The organism is Streptomyces sp. NBC_01352, assembly GCF_036237295.1.
Classification (GTDB): Bacteria; Actinomycetota; Actinomycetes; order Streptomycetales; family Streptomycetaceae; genus Streptomyces; species Streptomyces plumbiresistens.
This window is the reverse complement of the sequence record NZ_CP108354.1, coordinates 4,669,823-4,689,332: the sequence shown is the minus strand read 5'-3', so window position 1 is coordinate 4,689,332 and position 19,510 is coordinate 4,669,823. Positions and strand designations below refer to the sequence as shown.

The window sequence follows — 19,510 nt, the reverse complement described above, 5'->3', positions numbered from 1 at the left end:
TGGAATGACCATGACAGACACTGGAAGGACAACCATGGAAGCCAGGGCCCAGGCGCGGTACATCCGCGTTACGCCCATGAAGGCCCGCCGCGTGGTGGACCTTATCCGTGGCATGGACGCCACGGAGGCTCAGGCGGTCCTGCGTTTCGCCCCGCAGGCCGCGAGCGTGCCGGTCGGCAAGGTGCTTGACAGCGCCATTGCCAACGCCGCACACAACTACGACCACACCGACGCCGGCAGCCTCGTCATCTCCGAGGCGTATGTCGACGAGGGTCCGACCCTGAAGCGGTTCCGTCCGCGTGCCCAGGGCCGCGCCTACCGGATCCGCAAGCGGACCAGCCACATCACTGTGGTCGTCAGCAGCAAGGAAGGAACCCGGTAATGGGCCAGAAGGTTAACCCGCATGGGTTCCGGCTCGGCATCACCACGGACTTCAAGTCCCGTTGGTACGCCGACAAGCTGTACAAGGACTACGTCAAGGAAGACGTCGCCATCCGTCGGATGATGACGTCCGGCATGGAGCGCGCCGGCATCTCCAAGGTGGAGATCGAGCGCACCCGTGACCGCGTCCGTGTGGACATCCACACGGCCCGTCCGGGCATCGTCATCGGCCGCCGTGGCGCCGAGGCCGACCGCATCCGCGGTGACCTCGAGAAGCTCACGGGCAAGCAGGTCCAGCTGAACATCCTCGAGGTCAAGAGCCCCGAGACCGACGCTCAGCTGGTTGCCCAGGCCGTTGCCGAGCAGCTCTCCTCCCGCGTCTCCTTCCGTCGCGCCATGCGTAAGAGCATGCAGGGCACGATGAAGGCCGGCGCCAAGGGCATCAAGATCCAGTGCGGTGGCCGCCTCGGTGGCGCCGAGATGTCCCGTTCGGAGTTCTACCGCGAGGGCCGTGTGCCCCTGCACACGCTCCGCGCGAACGTGGACTACGGCTTCTTCGAGGCCAAGACGACCTTCGGCCGCATCGGCGTGAAGGTCTGGATCTACAAGGGCGACGTCAAGAACATCGCCGAGGTCCGCGCCGAGAACGCTGCTGCCCGCGCCGGCAACCGCCCGGCCCGTGGTGGCGGCGGCGCCGACCGCCCGGCCCGTGGTGGCCGTGGCGGCGAGCGTGGCGGTCGCGGTCGCAAGCCGCAGCAGGCTCCCGCCGCCGAGGCCCCCAAGGCCGAGGCTCCGGCGGCTGCCGCTCCGGCTGAGAGCACCGGAACGGAGGCCTGACCGAAATGCTGATCCCCCGACGGGTCAAGCACCGCAAGCAGCACCACCCGAAGCGCCGTGGCCAGGCCAAGGGCGGTACGACGGTCGCGTTCGGCGAGTACGGCATTCAGGCCCTCACGCCGGCGTACGTGACCAACCGCCAGATCGAGGCGGCCCGTATCGCGATGACCCGCCACATCAAGCGTGGTGGCAAGGTCTGGATCAACATCTACCCGGACCGCCCGCTCACGAAGAAGCCTGCCGAGACCCGCATGGGTTCCGGTAAGGGTTCGCCGGAGTGGTGGATCGCGAACGTGCACCCGGGCCGGGTCATGTTCGAGCTGTCCTACCCCAACGAGAAGATCGCCCGTGAGGCCCTGACTCGCGCAGCCCACAAGCTGCCGATGAAGTGCCGGATCGTCAAGCGCGAGGCAGGTGAAGCGTGATGTCGGCCGGTACCAAGGCGTCCGAGCTGCGCGAACTGGGTGACGAGGAGCTTCTCGCGAAGCTCCGCGAAGCCAAGGAAGAGCTGTTCAACCTCCGCTTCCAGGCGGCGACGGGTCAGCTCGAGAACCACGGTCGGCTGAAGGCCGTCCGTAAGGACATCGCGCGGATCTACACCCTGATGCGTGAGCGCGAGCTGGGCATCGAGACGGTGGAGAGCGCCTGATGAGTGAGAACAACGTGACTGAGCAGACTGCAGAGGCCCGCGGCTTCCGCAAGACCCGTGAGGGTCTCGTCGTCAGCGACAAGATGGACAAGACCGTCGTCGTCGCCGTCGAGGACCGCGTCAAGCACGCGCTGTACGGCAAGGTCATCCGCCGTACGAACAAGCTCAAGGCGCACGACGAGCAGAACGCTGCCGGCGTCGGCGACCGCGTCCTCCTGATGGAGACGCGTCCGCTGTCCGCCACGAAGCGCTGGCGCATCGTCGAGATCCTCGAGAAGGCCAAGTAATTCTCCTGCGGGCAAACTCGCAGGACAGTTCCGCCAGGCTCCGGGAGCCGCTCGCTGAGCGGCTCCCGGGGAACCGGCAGACAAACAGGAGATAGACGTGATCCAGCAGGAGTCGCGACTGCGTGTCGCCGACAACACTGGTGCGAAGGAAATCCTTTGCATCCGTGTGCTCGGTGGCTCCGGTCGCCGCTACGCGGGCATCGGTGACGTCATCGTCGCCACCGTCAAGGACGCGATCCCCGGTGGCAACGTGAAGAAGGGTGACGTCATCAAGGCGGTCATCGTTCGCACCGTCAAGGAGCGCCGCCGTCCGGACGGCTCGTACATCCGCTTCGACGAGAACGCCGCCGTCATTCTCAAGAACGACGGCGACCCTCGCGGCACCCGTATCTTCGGCCCGGTGGGTCGTGAGCTGCGCGAGAAGAAGTTCATGAAGATCATCTCGCTCGCGCCGGAGGTGCTGTAAGCATGAAGATCAAGAAGGGCGACCTGGTCCAGGTCATCACCGGTAAGGACAAGGGCAAGCAGGGCAAGGTCATCGCGGCCTTCCCCCGTGAGGACCGTGTCCTGGTCGAGGGTGTCAACCGGGTCAAGAAGCACACCAAGGCCGGCCCGACCGCCAAGGGTTCGCAGGCCGGTGGCATCGTCACGACCGAGGCCCCTGTTCACGTGAGCAACGTTCAGCTCGTCGTGGAGAAGGACGGCAACAAGGTCGTCACGCGTGTCGGTTACCGCTTCGACGAAGAGGGCAACAAGGTTCGCGTTGCCAAGCGGACGGGTGAGGACATCTGATGACGACCACCACCACTCCGCGTCTGAAGACGAAGTACCGCGAGGAGATCGCGGGCAAGCTGCGTGACGAGTTCAAGTACGAGAACGTCATGCAGATCCCCGGTCTCGTCAAGATCGTGGTCAACATGGGTGTCGGCGACGCCGCCCGTGACTCGAAGCTCATGGACGGTGCCGTCCGTGACCTGACCACCATCACCGGTCAGAAGCCGGCCATCACCAAGGCCCGCAAGTCCATCGCGCAGTTCAAGCTGCGTGAGGGTCAGCCGATCGGTGCCCACGTCACGCTTCGTGGCGACCGCATGTGGGAGTTCCTGGACCGCACCCTGTCGCTGGCGCTCCCGCGCATCCGCGACTTCCGCGGCCTGTCTCCCAAGCAGTTCGACGGTCGTGGCAACTACACCTTCGGTCTCACCGAGCAGGTCATGTTCCACGAGATCGACCAGGACAAGATCGACCGCGTCCGGGGTATGGACATCACCGTGGTCACCACGGCGACCAACGACGCTGAGGGCCGTGCGCTCCTTCGTCACCTCGGCTTCCCCTTCAAGGAGGCGTGAGCGAGATGGCGAAGAAGGCTCTGATTGCCAAGGCTGCTCGTAAGCCCAAGTTCGGAGTACGTGGCTACACGCGCTGCCAGCGCTGTGGTCGTCCGCACTCCGTGTACCGCAAGTTCGGCCTGTGCCGCGTGTGCCTTCGTGAGATGGCTCACCGTGGCGAGCTGCCGGGCGTGACCAAGAGCTCCTGGTAGTCCCGTACTTCGGGATTTCAGGAACTCTCGGTAAGTAAAGGGCGGTGTCAGGCGCCCACCCCTTCGTGGCTTAGGCTAGGAGGGTTGGGCGCTTGGACGCCCATACGACTTACTACGCCGTAGGTCCACCGCGCCGCACCCGCCCCGTCTCGGATCGGGGAGAGGGATGGCGCACCAGGAAACCCCGGCGAGAGAGGCCGAAGGCCAATTCATGACCATGACTGATCCGATCGCAGACATGCTTACGCGTCTGCGGAACGCGAACTCGGCATACCACGACTCCGTGACGATGCCGGCATCGAAGATCAAGTCGCACATCGCGGAGATCCTCCAGCAGGAGGGCTTCATCACGGGCTGGAAGATCGAGGACGCCGAGGTCGGCAAGAACCTCGTCCTCGAGCTGAAGTTCGGCCCGAACCGTGAGCGCTCCATCGCGGGCATCAAGCGGATCTCCAAGCCCGGTCTCCGGGTGTACGCGAAGTCCACCAACCTGCCGAAGGTGCTGGGCGGCCTGGGCGTGGCGATCATCTCCACGTCGCACGGGCTCCTCACCGACAAGCAGGCCGGCAAGAAGGGCGTAGGCGGAGAAGTTCTCGCCTACGTCTGGTAGCGGAAGGGAACGGAGGAAACAGCTATGTCGCGCATTGGCAAGCTCCCCATCACGGTTCCCGCCGGCGTGGACGTCACCATCGACGGCCGTACGGTTTCGGTCAAGGGCCCCAAGGGTTCTTTGAGCCACACCGTCGCTGCGCCGATCGACATCGCCAAGGGTGAGGACGGCGTGCTCAACGTCACCCGCCCCAACGACGAGCGTCAGAACAAGGCCCTGCACGGCCTGTCCCGCACGCTGGTGGCGAACATGATCACCGGCGTGACCCAGGGTTACGTGAAGAAGCTCGAGATCAGCGGTGTCGGTTACCGCGTACAGGCCAAGGGATCGAACCTCGAGTTCGCTCTGGGCTACAGCCACCCGATCACCGTCGAGGCGCCCGAGGGAATCACCTTCAAGGTGGAGAACCCGACCCGCTTCCAGGTCGAGGGCATCGACAAGCAGAAGGTCGGCGAGGTTGCGGCCAACATCCGCAAGCTGCGCAAGCCCGACCCGTACAAGGCCAAGGGTGTCAAGTACGAGGGCGAAGTCATCCGCCGCAAGGTCGGAAAGGCGGGTAAGTAAGCCATGGCATACGGACAGAAGATCCTCAAGGGCGACGCCTACAAGCGCGCCGCGATCAAGCGCCGCCACATCCGGATCCGCAAGTCGATCAACGGTACGGCGGAGCGTCCTCGTCTGGTCGTGACCCGCTCGAACCGCCACATCGTTGCCCAGGTGATCGACGACCTCAAGGGTCACACCCTTGCGTCGGCGTCCACCCTGGACACCTCGATCCGCGGAGCGGAGGGCGACAAGTCCACGCAGGCCAAGCAGGTCGGCGCCCTGGTCGCCGAGCGCGCCAAGGCCGCCGGTGTCGAGGCTGTCGTATTCGACCGTGGTGGCAACCAGTACGCCGGGCGCATCGCTGCCCTGGCGGACGCCGCCCGCGAAGCCGGGCTCAAGTTCTGAGCCGCTTCCGTAGCTAGCGGAAAGAGAGAGGTAATCCAATGGCTGGACCCCAGCGCCGTGGAAGCGGTGCCGGTGGCGGCGAGCGGCGGGACCGGAAGGGTCGCGACGGTGGCGCTTCTGCTGCCGAGAAGACCGCGTACGTTGAGCGCGTTGTCGCGATCAACCGCGTCGCCAAGGTTGTGAAGGGTGGTCGTCGCTTCAGCTTCACCGCGCTGGTCGTGGTGGGCGATGGTGACGGCACCGTGGGTGTCGGTTACGGCAAGGCCAAGGAGGTGCCGGCCGCCATCGCCAAGGGTGTTGAGGAGGCCAAGAAGCACTTCTTCAAGGTCCCCCGTATCCAGGGCACCATCCCGCACCCGATCACGGGTGAGAAGGCTGCCGGCGTCGTGCTGCTCAAGCCCGCGTCTCCGGGTACCGGCGTTATCGCCGGTGGTCCGGTGCGTGCCGTGCTCGAGTGCGCCGGTATCCACGACATCCTGTCGAAGTCGCTCGGCTCGTCGAACGCGATCAACATCGTGCACGCGACCGTGGCGGCCCTGAAGGGCCTGCAGCGTCCCGAGGAGGTCGCGGCCCGCCGCGGTCTGCCGCTCGAGGACGTCGCTCCCGCGGCTCTGCTGCGTGCGCGTGCCGGGGCTGGTGCTGCGTAATGGCTCAGCTCAAGATCACGCAGACGAAGTCGTACATCGGCAGCAAGCAGAACCACCGTGACACCCTGCGCTCCCTTGGTCTCAAGGGGATCAACACGCAGGTCGTCAAGGAGGATCGTCCCGAGTTCCGCGGCATGGTGCACACCGTCCGCCACCTCGTGACGGTCGAGGAGGTCGACTGATCATGGCGGAGAACAACCCGCTCAAGATCCACAACCTCCGTCCCGCCCCGGGCGCCAAGACCGCCAAGACCCGTGTGGGTCGTGGTGAGGCGTCGAAGGGTAAGACGGCCGGTCGTGGTACCAAGGGCACGAAGGCCCGTTACCAGGTTCCGGAGCGCTTCGAGGGTGGCCAGATGCCCCTCCACATGCGTCTCCCGAAGCTCAAGGGCTTCAAGAACCCGTTCAAGACCGAGTACCAGGTCGTGAACCTCGACAAGCTGGGCGAGCTGTACCCGGAGGGTGGCGAGGTCACCGTCGAGGGTCTCGTCGCCAAGGGTGCCGTTCGCAAGAACAGCCTCGTCAAGGTCCTCGGCCAGGGCGAGATCTCCGTGGCGCTGCAGGTGACGGTCGACGCCGTCTCCGGCTCCGCCAAGGAGAAGATCACCGCTGCCGGCGGTACCGTCACCGAGCTCGTCTGATTCCCTCGGACGTCTCGCTGACTTGAACGACCCCGACCGGGGATACCTCTTTTGTGGGTATCCCCGGCCGAAAAAGGCCCGCCGATATTTCGGCGGGCCTTTTTCATATGAGGCGCGTCATGAGGTGCGTCATGAGACGTGTCACCGCACGCGTCTCCGCACAGTTCGGCCGCTTTCGTAGAGGTGATTCATGCGAAATGCGGCGGTGTGTGAGGAAGAGACGATTCCCGGCCGTGGCGGAGCGCCGGTCCCGGGCGGCCGTCGTCGGGTTCGTCCGCTTCTTGCAAGGGGGTCGGCACTGTTAGAGTCCTGTGGTCCATCCATAGCTAGTGGTGACAGGTGTCTGTCTCCCTCAGCACTGTTGGGCGACCGTCTACTGGCTTTCAAGGCCTTGTCAACGACTAGCCTCCCTGCTCTGCGTGCGGGGGGCGCAGGAGGCTCCGTGCTCACCGCGTTCGCCCGGGCGTTCAGGACGCCCGACCTGCGCAAGAAGCTGCTCTTCACGCTCGGCATCATCGTGGTCTACCGAGTCGGCACGCATGTACCGATCCCGGGTGTCGACTACAAGAACGTACAGACCTGCATCGACCAGGCCAGCGCGAACCAGGGTCTGTTCGGGCTGGTCAACATGTTCAGTGGTGGCGCGCTGCTGCAGATCACGATTTTTGCGCTCGGCATCATGCCGTACATCACGGCGAGCATCATCCTGCAGCTGTTGACCGTCGTGATTCCGCGCCTGGAGGCCCTCAAGAAAGAGGGACAGGCGGGTACCGCGAAGATCACGCAGTACACCCGTTATCTGACGGTGGCGCTCGCCGTCCTGCAGGGCACCGGCCTGGTGGCCACCGCCCGCAGCGGTGCGCTCTTCAGCGGTTGCCCGGTCGCGACCGACATCGTGCCGGACCGCTCGATCTTCTCCACGATGACCATGGTCATCACCATGACCGCCGGCACCGCCGTCGTCATGTGGCTCGGTGAGCTCATCACCGACCGCGGTATCGGCAACGGCATGTCGATCCTGATGTTCATCTCGATCGCCGCGACCTTCCCGTCCGCGCTGTGGGCCATCAAGCAGCAGGGCTCGCTGGCCGGCGGCTGGATCGAGTTCGGCACGGTGATCCTGGTCGGCCTGGTCATGGTCGGCCTGGTGGTCTTCGTCGAGCAGGCCCAGCGCCGTATCCCGGTGCAATACGCGAAGCGGATGATCGGCCGCCGTTCCTACGGCGGTACCTCGACCTACATTCCGCTGAAGGTCAACCAGGCGGGTGTGATCCCGGTCATCTTCGCGTCGTCGCTGCTCTACATCCCGGCGTTGATCGTGCAGTTCTCCAACTCCAGTGCCGGTTGGGCGACCTGGATCGAGAAGAACCTCGCGGATACGGCGGCCACGCCGCACATCATCCTGTACTTCTTCCTCATCGTGTTCTTCGCCTTCTTCTACGTGGCTATCTCGTTCAACCCCGAGGAAGTCGCCGACAACATGAAGAAGTATGGTGGCTTCATCCCGGGCATCCGGGCTGGCCGACCGACCGCTGAGTACCTGTCCTACGTACTCAACCGGATCACCTGGCCGGGTTCGCTGTACTTGGGGCTGATCGCTCTCGTGCCGACGATGGCGTTGGCTGGTTTCGGGGCAAACCAGAACTTCCCGTTCGGCGGGACCAGCATCCTGATCATCGTGGGTGTGGGTCTCGAGACGGTGAAGCAGATCGAGAGTCAGCTTCAGCAGCGCAATTACGAAGGGTTCCTCCGCTGATGCGTATCGTCCTCGTCGGGCCGCCGGGTGCCGGTAAGGGAACGCAGGCCGCGTTCCTCGCCCAGAACCTGTCGATCCCGCACATCTCCACGGGCGACCTGTTCCGGGCCAACATCAGCCAGCAGACGGAACTCGGCAAACTGGCGAAGTCCTACATGGACGCGGGCAACCTGGTCCCTGACGAGGTCACCATCGGGATGGCCAAGGACCGCATGGAGAAGCCGGACGCCGAGAACGGCTTCCTTCTCGACGGCTTCCCGCGGAACGTGTCGCAGGCCGAGGCGCTGGACGAGATGCTGCAGGACGAGGACATGAAGCTCGACGGGGTCCTGGACCTCGAGGTCCCCGAGGAAGAGGTCGTCAAGCGCATCGCCGGCCGTCGTATCTGCCGTAACGACTCGGCGCACGTCTTCCACGTGACGTACAAGGCGCCGAAGCAGGACGGCGTCTGTGACGTCTGCGGCGGCGAGCTCTACCAGCGCGACGACGACTCCGAGGAGACCGTCCGCAAGCGGCTGGAGGTCTACCACACGCAGACCGAGCCGATCATCGACTACTACAAGGCGCAGGGCCTGGTGGTCACGATCTCGGCGCTCGGCAAGGTGGAGGACGTCACCGCGCGGGCCATGGAGGCCCTGAAGCGCGAGGACGCCGCGTAGCCGTTCTCCGTACATCCTTCTTCGTACGTGTCGCCGTAGCCGCGGTTCCCTTCCCAGGGGGCCGCGGCTGCTGCGTGGGTGCACGTATCGTTGAAGGCGCCCGTCACACCTCCGGTCCGAGAAAGGCCCCCGCCCCCATGGTGCAGATCAAGACCCCCGAGCAGATCGCCAAGATGCGTGAGGCGGGGCTGGTCGTGGCCGCCATCCACGCGGCGACGCGTGAGGCCGCGGTGCCCGGGGCCACGACGAAGGACCTGGACCAGGTCGCGCGCAAGGTGCTCGCGGAGCACAACGCGAAGCCGAACTTCCTCGGATACGGCGGCTTTCCCGCGACGATCTGCACCTCGGTGAACGAGGTCGTGGTCCACGGCATCCCGTCCGACGAGGTCGTCCTCAAGGACGGCGACATCATCTCCATCGACTGCGGCGCGATCATCGACGGCTGGCACGGCGACGCCGCGTACACCGCCTTCGTGGGCTCCGGGCACGCTCCGGAGCTGATCGAGCTCTCCCGGGTGACCGAGGAGTCGATGTGGGCCGGCATCGCGGCCATGAAGCAGGGAAACCGGCTCGTGGACGTCTCCAAGGCCATCGAGACGTACATCCGGCGCCAGCCGAAGGCCGGCGGCGGTCGCTACGGCATCATCGAGGACTACGGCGGCCACGGCATCGGCACCGAGATGCACATGGACCCGCACCTGCTGAACTACGTCGACCGGCGCCGCGGCAAGGGCCCCAAGCTGGTCCCCGGCTTCTGCCTCGCCATCGAGCCGATGGTCTCCCTGGGCACCCCGAAGACGGAGGTCCTCCAGGACGACTGGACGGTCATCACCACCGACGGCACCTGGTCCTCCCACTGGGAGCACTCCGTCGCCCTCACGGAGCAGGGACCGCTGGTCCTGACGGCCCCGGACGGCGGCAGGGCGAAGCTCGCGGAGCACGGGATCACGGCGGCGCCGGACCCACTGGCCTGAGCGCGTTCCGGGATGCAGGGTCCTGTCTTCCCAGGCCGACGCGTGCTTAGAGATCTCCGGCTCGGGGCAGACTCTCTCGATTCGTCATTCCGGGTGCGCTGACGTAGACTGACTCGTCGGCTCTCGTGCACCCGCATGTCCGCATGCGCCCGTAAGGGACGCAAAGGGAGTCGATCAAGGTAGTCGATTCGAAGGGCGAAGCGTGGCCAAGAAGCAAGGTGCCATCGAGATCGAGGGCACTGTCGTCGAGTCTCTTCCGAACGCCATGTTCAAGGTCGAGCTCCAGAACGGCCACCAGGTCCTGGCGCACATCAGCGGCAAGATGCGTATGCACTACATCCGTATCCTCCCTGACGACCGGGTCGTGGTGGAGTTGTCTCCGTACGACCTGACGCGTGGCCGGATCGTCTACCGGTACAAGTAGATCTTGCCTTTGCCCCGTTCCGGCGGGGTGGTGGCACTGACCCGGAGAACCTCACCCCATGAAGGTCAAGCCGAGCGTCAAGAAGATCTGCGACAAGTGCAGGGTGATCCGCCGTCACGGTCGGGTCATGGTCATCTGCGAGAACCCGCGCCACAAGCAGCGCCAGGGCTGACGCACGACCCACCCTCTGCTCTCCGCAGAACTTCGCGCGACGCGAGCTGAACATGTTCATACGCAGGACCCAGGCATCGCGAGCGATCGCCTGATACCCCCGGTTCGGAGGCCGGGGACCCAGTTCGTACCTCGTACGGCGGCTGGGAGCAGGTTCTGTGGAAGACCTCCGAAGATCAACTGGAGCCATTGAATGGCACGCGTTTCCGGTGTTGACATCCCGCGCGAAAAGCGTGTGGAGGTCGCCCTGACCTACGTGTTCGGCATCGGCCGGACCCTTTCCCAGCTCACGCTGGCCGAGACCGGCATCAACCCGAACACCCGGGTTCGCGACCTCTCCGAGGAGGAGCTGGTCGCGATCCGCGAGTACGTCGACAACAACATCAAGACCGAGGGTGACCTCCGTCGCGAGGTCCAGGCCGACATCCGCCGCAAGGTGGAGATCGGCTGCTACCAGGGTCTGCGTCACCGTCGCGGTCTGCCTGTCCGCGGTCAGCGCACCAGCACGAACGCCCGCACCCGCAAGGGCCCGCGTCGCGCCATCGCCGGTAAGAAGAAGCCGGGCAAGAAGTAGTCCTCAGCGGACGCTTGAACAAGCGGTCTTCGCTGTAGGACCGACCACCTCCCGTAGGAGTTATAGATGCCCCCCAAGGGTCGTCAGGGCGCTGCCAAGAAGGTGCGCCGCAAGGAAAAGAAGAACGTCGCTCACGGCCACGCGCACATCAAGAGCACGTTCAACAACACGATCGTCTCGATCACGGACCCCTCGGGCAACGTGATCTCCTGGGCCTCCGCCGGCCACGTCGGCTTCAAGGGCTCGCGCAAGTCGACGCCCTTCGCCGCGCAGATGGCCGCCGAGTCGGCCGCCCGCCGCGCGCAGGAGCACGGCATGCGCAAGGTCGACGTCTTCGTGAAGGGCCCGGGCTCCGGTCGCGAGACCGCGATCCGCTCCCTCCAGGCCACTGGCCTCGAGGTCGGCTCCATCCAGGACGTCACCCCCACCCCGCACAACGGCTGCCGTCCGCCCAAGCGCCGCCGCGTCTGAGGCTCGGTCGTCTTGAGGTTGCGGGCGGTACGGCTCTTCGGAGGCGTGCCGCCCGTACCCTTGCAGAAGTAACAACATCGGGCTCCGCCCGGTGAGCAGGGCGTCAAATAGCGGGCGCCCCTGACTGAAGGATCCCCACATGCTGATTGCTCAGCGTCCGTCCTTGACCGAAGAGGTCGTCGACGAGTTCCGCTCCCGGTTCGTGATCGAGCCGCTGGAGCCGGGCTTCGGCTACACCCTCGGCAACTCCCTGCGTCGTACGCTCCTCTCCTCGATCCCGGGTGCGGCGGTCACGTCCATCCGTATCGACGGCGTTCTGCACGAGTTCACCACCGTGCCGGGCGTCAAGGAGGACGTCACCGACCTGATCCTCAACATCAAGCAGCTGGTCGTCTCCTCGGAGCACGACGAGCCGGTCGTGATGTACCTGCGCAAGCAGGGCCCGGGTCTGGTCACCGCCGCCGACATCGCGCCCCCGGCCGGTGTCGAGGTGCACAACCCCGACCTCGTCCTCGCCACGCTCAACGGCAAGGGCAAGCTGGAGATGGAACTGACGGTCGAGCGTGGCCGCGGTTACGTCTCCGCCGTGCAGAACAAGCAGGTCGGTCAGGAGATCGGGCGTATCCCGGTCGACTCGATCTACTCGCCGGTTCTCAAGGTCACCTACAAGGTCGAGGCGACCCGTGTCGAGCAGCGCACCGACTTCGACAAGCTGATCGTCGACGTCGAGACCAAGCAGGCCATGCGTCCGCGTGACGCCATGGCGTCGGCCGGCAAGACCCTGGTCGAGCTGTTCGGTCTGGCCCGTGAGCTCAACATCGACGCCGAGGGCATCGACATGGGCCCGTCCCCCACGGACGCCGCCCTTGCCGCTGATCTCGCCCTGCCGATCGAGGAGCTCGAGCTCACCGTTCGGTCGTACAACTGCCTCAAGCGCGAGGGCATCCACTCCGTGGGTGAGCTCGTGGCGCGTTCCGAGGCGGACCTGCTCGACATCCGCAACTTCGGTGCGAAGTCGATCGACGAGGTCAAGGCGAAGCTGGCCGGCATGGGCCTGGCCCTGAAGGACAGCCCGCCCGGATTCGACCCGACCGCCGCCGCCGACGCCTTCGGCGCCGACGACGACGTGGACGCGGGCTTCGTGGAGACCGAGCAGTACTGATCGGCACCACCTCCGGGGGTCTCGCTGAGGCCCCCGGATCTTCGACGGGCGACCGCCCGCTCGGATACTGACCCCGGTACCTGATACGGCCGGGGCAGACACCTAGGAGAAACACCATGCCGAAGCCCACCAAGGGTGCCCGTCTGGGCGGCAGTGCCGCGCACGAGAAGCTGCTTCTCGCGAACCTCGCGAAGTCGCTGTTCGAGCACGGCCGTATCACCACCACCGAGGCGAAGGCGCGCAAGCTGCGTCCGTACGCCGAGCGTCTGGTCACCAAGGCGAAGAAGGGCGACCTTCACAACCGTCGTCAGGTGCTCCAGGTGATCACGGACAAGAGCATCGTGCACACGCTCTTCACCGAGATCGGCCCGCGCTACGAGAACCGCCCGGGTGGCTACACCCGCATCACCAAGATCGGTAACCGCCGTGGCGACAACGCGCCCATGGCTGTCATCGAGCTGGTCGAGGCGCTGACGGTCGCGCAGCAGGCGACCGGCGAGGCCGAGGCCGCCACCCAGCGTGCCGCCAAGGACGCCGAGGCCGCCACCGAGGCTCCGGCCGCCGAGGAGACCAAGGTCGACGTGACCAAGGCCGACGAGGCTGTCGAGGACGCGGCTCCGGCCGAGGAGTCCAAGGACGCCTGAGGTCGAACCCTCGCGTTGAGCGGGTCCGCCCCCTGCGGGGCGGGCCCGCTTTCACGTTTTTTCAAAGGGATGCAGCGCTGAGAGGATCTAGGGGTGAGTGACGAAGTACAGCCCGGGTTCGTACGGGTGCGTTTGGACCTCTCGTACGACGGGACCGCGTTCTCCGGGTGGGCCAAGCAGGCCGGGGGCCGGCGGACCGTACAGGGGGAGATCGAGGACGCGCTGCGGACGGTGACGCGGTCGCGCGACACGGTGTTCGAGCTGACCGTGGCCGGGCGCACCGATGCCGGGGTGCATGCCCGGGGCCAGGTCGCCCACGTCGATCTGCCTCGGGAGGTCTGGGCCGAGCAGCACGGGAAGCTGCTCAAGCGGCTCGCCGGGCGGCTCTCCAAGGACGTACGGGTGTGGGCCCTGCGGGAGGCGCCCAGCGGCTTCAACGCGCGCTTCTCCGCGGTCTGGCGGCGGTACGCCTATCGCGTGACCGACAACCCCGGAGGCGTCGACCCCCTGCTGCGGAGCCACGTGCTCTGGCACGACTGGCCCCTCGACGTCGGCGCGATGAACGAGGCCGCGGAGCGGCTCCTCGGGGAGCACGACTTCGCCGCCTACTGCAAGAAGCGCGAAGGCGCGACCACCATTCGTACGCTCCAGCAGCTGAGCCTGGAGCGCGGGGCCGACGGGATCATCACCGCCACGGTCCGCGCCGACGCCTTCTGCCACAACATGGTGCGGTCGCTGATCGGCGCGCTGCTGTTCGTGGGGGACGGGCACCGGCCGCCCGACTGGCCGGGCAAGGTGCTGGCCGCAGGCGTACGGGACTCCGCCGTGCACGTCGTACGGCCGCACGGGCTGACGCTGGAGGAAGTCGGCTACCCGGCCGACGAGTTGCTGGCCGCGCGGAACATCGAGGCGCGGAACCGGCGGTCTCTGCCGTCGGGGGGCGGGTGCTGCGGCTAGCGTGACCGGCGGCCCAGGCGCGCAGGTGGCTGCGCGCCTGCGTCACTCGTTGGCCGCCTCCGAAGCCTGGGCCTCGCCGCGTCGACGGATCTGGCGGAACGTGAACTCGCCGAGGTCGTCGCCGGTGGTGAAGACGGCGGTGTCCTTCGTCGTCACGTCCTTGCCGTTGGTGAAGCCGGCGATCGTGAAGTAGGCGTAGCGGCCGTAGGAGTTGGTGGTCGAGCGGCAGACCGCGGAGTTGCAGAACTCCTTGACGCCGTCGCCGGCCAGGGACGCGACGATGCTCTTGGTGTCGGCGTCCTTCTTGGCCTTGAGCGCCTGTGCCTCGGTGTCGAAGACCGCCACGCCGACCGTGACCGCGACGCCGTCCTTGGTGTAGGTGACGCGCATCAGGCGGGTGCAGTCGTTGTCGTTGAGGACCTTCACAAGGGTGCCCTTGGCCGCCGCGGCGCAGTTCTTGGTGTCGGCCGTCGCGCCCTTCTTGTAGACGGTCGTGCCCATGGTCAGCTGCGTGCCCGGGAACAGGATGTTCGGGCCGATCGGGGCCGTGTCCTTGTTCTTGCTGGACACGAACTCCTTCGGGTCCAGCGGCGGCGGGGCGCTGGTCGGCTCGAACGACGGCTCCGCGGTCCCGGTCCCGCTCGGAATGTCGGCACTGTTGGGAAGAGTGGACGGCCGGCCCGATCCCTCGGGGTCGCCGTCCGCCGACACCACGGCCATCGCCACGGCCGTGCCGATCGCCAGCGTGGCCAGTGCGCCGCCGCCGATGAACAGCAGCCGGCGCCGCTTGGCGCGCGTCTCGGAGGCCTCGGCGAGCGCTGCCCAGTCCGGGGCGCCGCCGGAGTCGCCGCCGTTCCACGGCTGCTGGGATTGCGGTGTCCAGGGATCCCACTGGGACTGGGGTCCCCCCTGCTGCCCATAGCTCATGAGCCGCATCTTAGACGGCGGAAGCGGTGCGCCGGTCCGCCTCAAGGGGCTCTGGAACACCAGGCGTTCGCTCGGCGGGCGAGCACAAAGGCGACATCTCCGGGTGGTTGGTGCGAAGGGTGACCCGGGAGTGGGGGATGCTGTCGGTGCCGGTACTTGGCGCCCTCGCGGCGCGTACGGCCCGCTGACCTCGGACGGCGGGATGGGCGACGCCATCGTCGCCCGGGCCGCGCGCCCCCGGGCGACGGCTGTGTCTGTGTGCCCTGCGTCTCCATGACGGCTCCTGATGTCCGATCGGTGCAGGGCATTCCAGGGTTGCGTCACGCTGTGTGCGCAGGCGTTCACGGTGGCGCACCACGGGAGGACCCGGGGGTGTGGGGGGCGGGTAGAATCGGTTCGGACGGCTGCAGTCGCCTCGTTTTGACCCGTACGGGCCAGCGCAGGTATCCTGCTTCTTCGTTGTGTATTGGCTTGCTCATTCTCACGGGACGGGCCCTTACACCGGTCCACCGGGCCGATGACCAGCGACCCCACGCACGCGGTATGCGTCGCCGCCGTGGGCCCAGGCTGTCGTGATCGTTTCGGTGACCTTGTTTAGGACCATTCACTCGAAGCGAAGGCTACGAACCGTGCGTACGTACAGCCCCAAGCCCGGCGATGTGACGCGCCAGTGGCACGTCATCGACGCTCAGGACGTTGTCCTGGGTCGTCTCGCCACCACCGCCGCCACGCTTCTGCGGGGCAAGCACAAGCCGATCTACGCCCCTCACGTCGACACCGGTGACTTCGTCATCATCATCAACGCCGACAAGGTGCACCTCTCCGGCAACAAGCGGACCCAGAAGATGGCCTACCGCCACTCGGGCTACCCGGGTGGTCTGCGCTCCGTCCGTTACGACGAGCTGCTCGACAAGAACCCCGAGAAGGCCGTCGAGAAGGCCATCAAGGGCATGCTCCCCAAGAACACTCTGGGCCGTCAGATGCTCTCGAAGCTGAAGGTCTACAAGGGTGACCAGCACCCGCACGCCGCCCAGCAGCCGGTGCCGTTCGAGATCACCCAGGTCGCGCAGTAAGTCCGGCCACCCCTAAGACCGAACAGAATCTGAGGAGAATCGTGGCCGAGACCACCGTTGAGCAGCCGGTCGAAGAGACCGAGACCGAGCTCGTCGACATTGACAGCTACACCACCGAGTCCGAGGTCCCCGTCGAGGGTGAGTACACCTCGGAGTCCCTCGCCGGCCGCTTCGGCGACCCGCAGCCGGCCGCCGGCCTGGGCCGTCGCAAGAACGCCATCGCCCGCGTCCGGATCGTCCCGGGCTCCGGCAAGTGGAAGATCAACGGTCGCACCCTTGAGGACTACTTCCCCAACAAGGTGCACCAGCAGGAAGTCAACGAGCCCTTCAAGGTGCTCGAGCTCGAAGGCCGCTACGACGTCATCGCCCGCATCGCGGGTGGCGGTGTCTCCGGTCAGGCCGGTGCGCTCCGTCTCGGTGTCGCCCGCGCGCTGAACGAGGCCGACGTGGACAACAACCGCGGCGCCCTCAAGAAGGCCGGCTTCCTCCGTCGCGACGACCGTGCGGTCGAGCGCAAGAAGGCCGGTCTCAAGAAGGCCCGCAAGGCCCCGCAGTACAGCAAGCGCTAAGCTTCGCTGCCTGCTCGTACTCGCGGTACTACCAGCAGTACGCAGTACGTCCGAACGCCCCGGCGGCACGCCACAGTGCCGTCGGGGCGTTCGTTTATCACAGCCATGGGCGTATAACGGCACAAGACGTTCAAGGGCTTGTGTGATCGCGTGATCTCCGAAAGTGACGCTTTATCCAGGAGGACAAGTGGGACGACTCTTCGGCACGGACGGCGTGCGCGGTGTCGCCAACGCGGATCTGACGGCCGAGATGGCGCTCGGCCTCTCCGTGGCCGCGGCGCACGTACTGGCCGAGGCGGGCACCTTCGAGGGCCATCGGCCGACGGCCGTGGTCGGACGGGACCCGCGCGCGTCCGGGGAGTTCCTGGAGGCCGCGGTGGTCGCGGGCCTCGCCAGCGCGGGCGTCGACGTCCTGAAGGTGGGCGTGCTGCCCACCCCGGCGGTCGCCTACCTCACGGCCGAGCTCGGCGCCGACCTCGGTGTCATGCTCTCCGCCAGCCACAACGCCATGCCCGACAACGGCGTGAAGTTCCTCGCCCGCGGCGGGCACAAGCTCGACGACGAGCTGGAGGAGCGGATCGAGGCCGTCTACGAGGAGCACCGCACCGGCGCCCCCTGGGACCGGCCGACGGGCTCGGGCGTGGGGCGCGTGCGGACGTACGACGAAGGGGCCGAGAAGTACGTCTCCCACCTCGTCGGCGTTCTCCCGAACCGGCTCGACGGGCTGAAGATCGTCCTCGACGAGGCGCACGGCGCGGCCGCCCAGGTCTCGCCCGAGGCGTTCACCCGGGCCGGCGCCGAGGTCATCACCATCGGTGCCGATCCCACCGGGCTCAACATCAACGAGGGCTGTGGCTCCACCCACCTCGGCCTCCTCAAGGCCGCGGTCCTCGAACACGGTGCCGCGTTCGGCATCGCGCACGACGGGGACGCGGACCGGTGCCTCGCCGTCGACCACACCGGTGAGGAGGTGGACGGCGACCAGATCATGGCCGTACTCGCGCTTGCGATGCGGGAGCGTTCCGCACTGCGCTCCGGCACCGTTGTCGCGACGGTCATGTCGAACCTCGGGTTCAAGCTGGCGCTGGAGCGGGAGGGGCTGAAGCTCGTCCAGACGGCGGTGGGGGACCGGTATGTGCTCGAGGAGATGAAGGAGCACGGGTACGCGCTGGGAGGCGAGCAGTCCGGGCACGTGATCATCCTCGATCACGCGACCACCGGGGACGGCACGCTGACCGGGCTGCTGCTGGCCGCGCGGGTCGCGGAGAGCGGGCGGTCGCTCAGGGAGCTGGCGGCTGTGATGGAGCGGTTGCCGCAGGTGCTGATCAATGTGCCGGATGTTGATCGGTCGCGGGTCGGTACGTCCGCGGAGTTGGCGACGGCTGTTGCTGACGCGGAGCGGGAGCTTGGGGCTACTGGGCGGGTGTTGCTGCGGCCTTCCGGGACCGAGCCGTTGGTTCGGGTGATGGTCGAGGCGGCTGATATTGATCAGGCTCGGTCTGTGGCCGGGCGGTTGGCCGATGCGGTGAAGTCGGCGCTGGGTTAAGGGGCGTTCGTTCAGGGGGTGGGGGGTTCTGTTGTGTGCGGGCTGCGGGTTCGTTGTGGCTGGTCGCGCAGTTCCCCGCGCCCCTGAGGGCGTAGCTCAACTCCGGCGTTTCAGAGTGCTGTTCGTTTGCGCTGAGTGGACCAGAGCCACTTCTGGAGCATGAGGGTCAGGGTGCCGGCCAGGATGATGCCGAAGAGGTTCAGGAGGAGCTGTTCCGAGGAGCGCCAGGCCTGGTTGGTGTCGCTGTAGATCAGGGCCACGGCCGCGTTGGCGGCTGCGGGGACCGTCGTCACGGAGATGGCTACGCCCACCAGGGCGCCGGACTTGGCGGAGGTCAGGGAGAGGGTGCCGGCGGCTCCGGCGAGGACGGCCACGACGAACGAGAACCAGTCCGGGGCGTAGATGAAGCCGGTGTTGGGGCGGTCGGCCTCCAACAGGTCCTTGGTGAACAGGCCGACGGCGTCCATGAAGAGACTGAAGCCGACCGTCACCGCCATCGCCACCGCGAACCCCACCAGCAGGGCGATCAGCGAGCGCAGTGCCAGGCGCGGCGCGCGCTGTACCGCGGCCGTGCAGATACCGGCCAGTGGGCCGAACTCCGGGCCGACCGCCATGGCGCCGACGATCAGGATCGCGTTGTCCAGGACCACACCGCAGGCCGCGATCATCGTGGCGAGCGTGATGAACGCGAGGTAGGTGACGGAGAGGGTCGACTCCTCGTGCGTCGCGTCCGTCAGGTGCTCCCACAGGACCGCGTCCGCGCCCTCGCCGGGTGCGTCGTCCTCGGCCCGGTCGGCGCGCTTGGACAGGGACAGGTCGATGTTCTCGACGGCGATGGAGCCGCAGTCCTCGAGGCCCAACCCCTGGAGTCCGGTGAGGAGTTCGTCTCCCGCCTCGCGGGCCACGTCGCACATCACCACGTCTCCGGCCGGGTCGCGGGCGGCGCCCGGCAGGACGACGAGGTGGGCGGTGCCGACCGTCTCCTCGATCAGGCGCACCACTTCGTCGGTCTTGCCGGACGGGGTGATCAGACGCAGATGCAGCATGAGGTCTTTCTAACA

30 protein-coding genes are annotated in these 19,510 nt (G+C 66.7%); 28 read left to right on the top strand and 2 right to left on the bottom strand.

Translation table 11 applies throughout. The annotated features are described in order from the left end of the window. Nucleotides 1–34 precede the first annotated feature (34 nt). The 25 genes from rplV (at nt 35) to truA (ending at nt 14,334) form a co-directional block, all read left to right on the top strand. Nucleotides 35–382 (top strand): 50S ribosomal protein L22, encoded by a 348-nt coding sequence (gene rplV, locus OG252_RS21620; protein ID WP_006604878.1) that lies wholly within the window; start codon nt 35–37, stop codon nt 380–382. After that, a complete protein-coding gene (gene rpsC, locus OG252_RS21615) occupies nt 382–1,218 on the top strand; it encodes a 30S ribosomal protein S3 (RefSeq protein WP_030619145.1) in 837 nt (278 codons plus the stop codon). Before rplV ends, rpsC begins: the two co-directional genes overlap by 1 nt. 5 nt (nt 1,219–1,223) lie before the next feature. Continuing rightward, complete coding sequence (gene rplP, locus OG252_RS21610) at nt 1,224–1,643, top strand: 50S ribosomal protein L16 (protein ID WP_004927269.1); 420 nt, start codon at nt 1,224–1,226, stop codon at nt 1,641–1,643. After that, nucleotides 1,643–1,867: a 50S ribosomal protein L29 gene (rpmC, locus tag OG252_RS21605; RefSeq protein ID WP_003998824.1), complete on the top strand. Its 225-nt coding sequence runs from the start codon at nt 1,643–1,645 to the stop codon at nt 1,865–1,867. The genes rplP and rpmC overlap by 1 nt, the downstream gene beginning before the upstream one ends. Then, nucleotides 1,867–2,154, top strand: coding sequence for a 30S ribosomal protein S17 (gene rpsQ / locus OG252_RS21600; RefSeq protein WP_010354232.1), 288 nt, complete (start codon nt 1,867–1,869; stop codon nt 2,152–2,154). The genes rpmC and rpsQ overlap by 1 nt, the downstream gene beginning before the upstream one ends. A gap of 97 nt (nt 2,155–2,251) precedes the next feature. Further along, entirely contained in the window at nt 2,252–2,620 is a 369-nt protein-coding gene (rplN, locus tag OG252_RS21595) for a 50S ribosomal protein L14 (RefSeq protein WP_003992364.1), read from the top strand. A gap of 2 nt (nt 2,621–2,622) precedes the next feature. Beyond that, nucleotides 2,623–2,946 carry a 50S ribosomal protein L24 gene (rplX, locus tag OG252_RS21590; protein ID WP_329338029.1) on the top strand — a complete coding sequence of 108 codons (324 nt, stop codon included), beginning with the start codon at nt 2,623–2,625 and terminating at the stop codon, nt 2,944–2,946. Continuing rightward, nucleotides 2,946–3,503, top strand: coding sequence for a 50S ribosomal protein L5 (gene rplE / locus OG252_RS21585; protein WP_266435027.1), 558 nt, complete (start codon nt 2,946–2,948; stop codon nt 3,501–3,503). The genes rplX and rplE overlap by 1 nt, the downstream gene beginning before the upstream one ends. Nucleotides 3,504–3,508: 5 nt before the next feature. Next, entirely contained in the window at nt 3,509–3,694 is a 186-nt protein-coding gene (locus OG252_RS21580) for a type Z 30S ribosomal protein S14 (RefSeq protein WP_003948630.1), read from the top strand. A gap of 211 nt (nt 3,695–3,905) precedes the next feature. Next, nucleotides 3,906–4,304: a 30S ribosomal protein S8 gene (gene rpsH / locus OG252_RS21575; RefSeq protein ID WP_007494756.1), complete on the top strand. Its 399-nt coding sequence runs from the start codon at nt 3,906–3,908 to the stop codon at nt 4,302–4,304. A gap of 24 nt (nt 4,305–4,328) precedes the next feature. Beyond that, entirely contained in the window at nt 4,329–4,868 is a 540-nt protein-coding gene (gene rplF, locus OG252_RS21570; protein WP_217237694.1) for a 50S ribosomal protein L6, read from the top strand. Between the two features lie 3 nt (nt 4,869–4,871). Further along, nucleotides 4,872–5,255 (top strand): 50S ribosomal protein L18, encoded by a 384-nt coding sequence (rplR, locus tag OG252_RS21565; RefSeq protein ID WP_266435021.1) that lies wholly within the window; start codon nt 4,872–4,874, stop codon nt 5,253–5,255. 38 nt (nt 5,256–5,293) lie between these two features. Next, the gene (rpsE, locus tag OG252_RS21560) at nt 5,294–5,902 is read left to right on the top strand and encodes a 30S ribosomal protein S5 (protein ID WP_266435019.1); all 609 of its coding nucleotides are present in this window, start codon (nt 5,294–5,296) and stop codon (nt 5,900–5,902) included. Continuing rightward, nucleotides 5,902–6,084 (top strand): 50S ribosomal protein L30, encoded by a 183-nt coding sequence (gene rpmD, locus OG252_RS21555; protein ID WP_005481207.1) that lies wholly within the window; start codon nt 5,902–5,904, stop codon nt 6,082–6,084. The genes rpsE and rpmD overlap by 1 nt, the downstream gene beginning before the upstream one ends. Nucleotides 6,085–6,086: 2 nt before the next feature. Then, on the top strand, nt 6,087–6,542 hold the full coding sequence (gene rplO, locus OG252_RS21550; RefSeq protein WP_266435016.1) for a 50S ribosomal protein L15: 456 nt from the start codon (nt 6,087–6,089) through the stop codon (nt 6,540–6,542). 442 nt (nt 6,543–6,984) lie between these two features. Further along, a complete protein-coding gene (gene secY, locus OG252_RS21545) occupies nt 6,985–8,298 on the top strand; it encodes a preprotein translocase subunit SecY (RefSeq protein ID WP_266435014.1) in 1,314 nt (437 codons plus the stop codon). Continuing rightward, nucleotides 8,298–8,957: an adenylate kinase gene (locus OG252_RS21540; protein WP_266435011.1), complete on the top strand. Its 660-nt coding sequence runs from the start codon at nt 8,298–8,300 to the stop codon at nt 8,955–8,957. Before secY ends, OG252_RS21540 begins: the two co-directional genes overlap by 1 nt. Before the next feature lie 137 nt (nt 8,958–9,094). Continuing rightward, nucleotides 9,095–9,931 carry a type I methionyl aminopeptidase gene (gene map, locus OG252_RS21535; protein WP_266435009.1) on the top strand — a complete coding sequence of 279 codons (837 nt, stop codon included), beginning with the start codon at nt 9,095–9,097 and terminating at the stop codon, nt 9,929–9,931. Between the two features lie 202 nt (nt 9,932–10,133). Further along, on the top strand, nt 10,134–10,355 hold the full coding sequence (gene infA / locus OG252_RS21530; RefSeq protein WP_003948620.1) for a translation initiation factor IF-1: 222 nt from the start codon (nt 10,134–10,136) through the stop codon (nt 10,353–10,355). 58 nt (nt 10,356–10,413) lie between these two features. After that, nucleotides 10,414–10,527 (top strand): 50S ribosomal protein L36, encoded by a 114-nt coding sequence (gene rpmJ, locus OG252_RS21525; RefSeq protein WP_003998809.1) that lies wholly within the window; start codon nt 10,414–10,416, stop codon nt 10,525–10,527. Between the two features lie 192 nt (nt 10,528–10,719). Beyond that, nucleotides 10,720–11,100, top strand: a complete 381-nt coding sequence (gene rpsM / locus OG252_RS21520) for a 30S ribosomal protein S13 (protein WP_266435005.1) — start codon at nt 10,720–10,722, stop codon at nt 11,098–11,100. A gap of 66 nt (nt 11,101–11,166) precedes the next feature. Further along, nucleotides 11,167–11,571, top strand: coding sequence for a 30S ribosomal protein S11 (rpsK, locus tag OG252_RS21515; protein ID WP_003956432.1), 405 nt, complete (start codon nt 11,167–11,169; stop codon nt 11,569–11,571). A 139-nt stretch (nt 11,572–11,710) separates the two neighbouring features. Continuing rightward, the gene (locus OG252_RS21510; protein WP_019055532.1) at nt 11,711–12,733 is read left to right on the top strand and encodes a DNA-directed RNA polymerase subunit alpha; all 1,023 of its coding nucleotides are present in this window, start codon (nt 11,711–11,713) and stop codon (nt 12,731–12,733) included. 116 nt (nt 12,734–12,849) lie between these two features. Next, nucleotides 12,850–13,377 (top strand): 50S ribosomal protein L17, encoded by a 528-nt coding sequence (gene rplQ, locus OG252_RS21505; RefSeq protein ID WP_266435001.1) that lies wholly within the window; start codon nt 12,850–12,852, stop codon nt 13,375–13,377. A 93-nt stretch (nt 13,378–13,470) separates the two neighbouring features. Next, a complete protein-coding gene (gene truA, locus OG252_RS21500; RefSeq protein WP_329338022.1) occupies nt 13,471–14,334 on the top strand; it encodes a tRNA pseudouridine(38-40) synthase TruA in 864 nt (287 codons plus the stop codon). A gap of 42 nt (nt 14,335–14,376) precedes the next feature. Here the strand turns inward: truA and OG252_RS21495 are convergent, their stop codons facing one another. Beyond that, nucleotides 14,377–15,261, bottom strand: a complete 885-nt coding sequence (locus OG252_RS21495) for a hypothetical protein (protein WP_329338020.1) — start codon at nt 15,259–15,261, stop codon at nt 14,377–14,379. 629 nt (nt 15,262–15,890) lie between these two features. Here OG252_RS21495 and rplM point away from each other — a divergent pair. The 3 genes from rplM (at nt 15,891) to glmM (ending at nt 18,449) form a co-directional block, all read left to right on the top strand. Continuing rightward, entirely contained in the window at nt 15,891–16,334 is a 444-nt protein-coding gene (gene rplM / locus OG252_RS21490; RefSeq protein ID WP_266434995.1) for a 50S ribosomal protein L13, read from the top strand. 41 nt (nt 16,335–16,375) lie between these two features. After that, complete coding sequence (rpsI, locus tag OG252_RS21485; RefSeq protein ID WP_266434993.1) at nt 16,376–16,903, top strand: 30S ribosomal protein S9; 528 nt, start codon at nt 16,376–16,378, stop codon at nt 16,901–16,903. A 187-nt stretch (nt 16,904–17,090) separates the two neighbouring features. After that, nucleotides 17,091–18,449 (top strand): phosphoglucosamine mutase, encoded by a 1,359-nt coding sequence (gene glmM, locus OG252_RS21480; protein WP_266434991.1) that lies wholly within the window; start codon nt 17,091–17,093, stop codon nt 18,447–18,449. Nucleotides 18,450–18,559: 110 nt separating this feature from the next. Here glmM and OG252_RS21475 read toward each other — a convergent pair whose 3' ends face one another. Beyond that, a complete protein-coding gene (locus tag OG252_RS21475) occupies nt 18,560–19,495 on the bottom strand; it encodes a DUF389 domain-containing protein (protein ID WP_266434989.1) in 936 nt (311 codons plus the stop codon). Between the last annotated feature and the right edge of the window lie 15 nt (nt 19,496–19,510).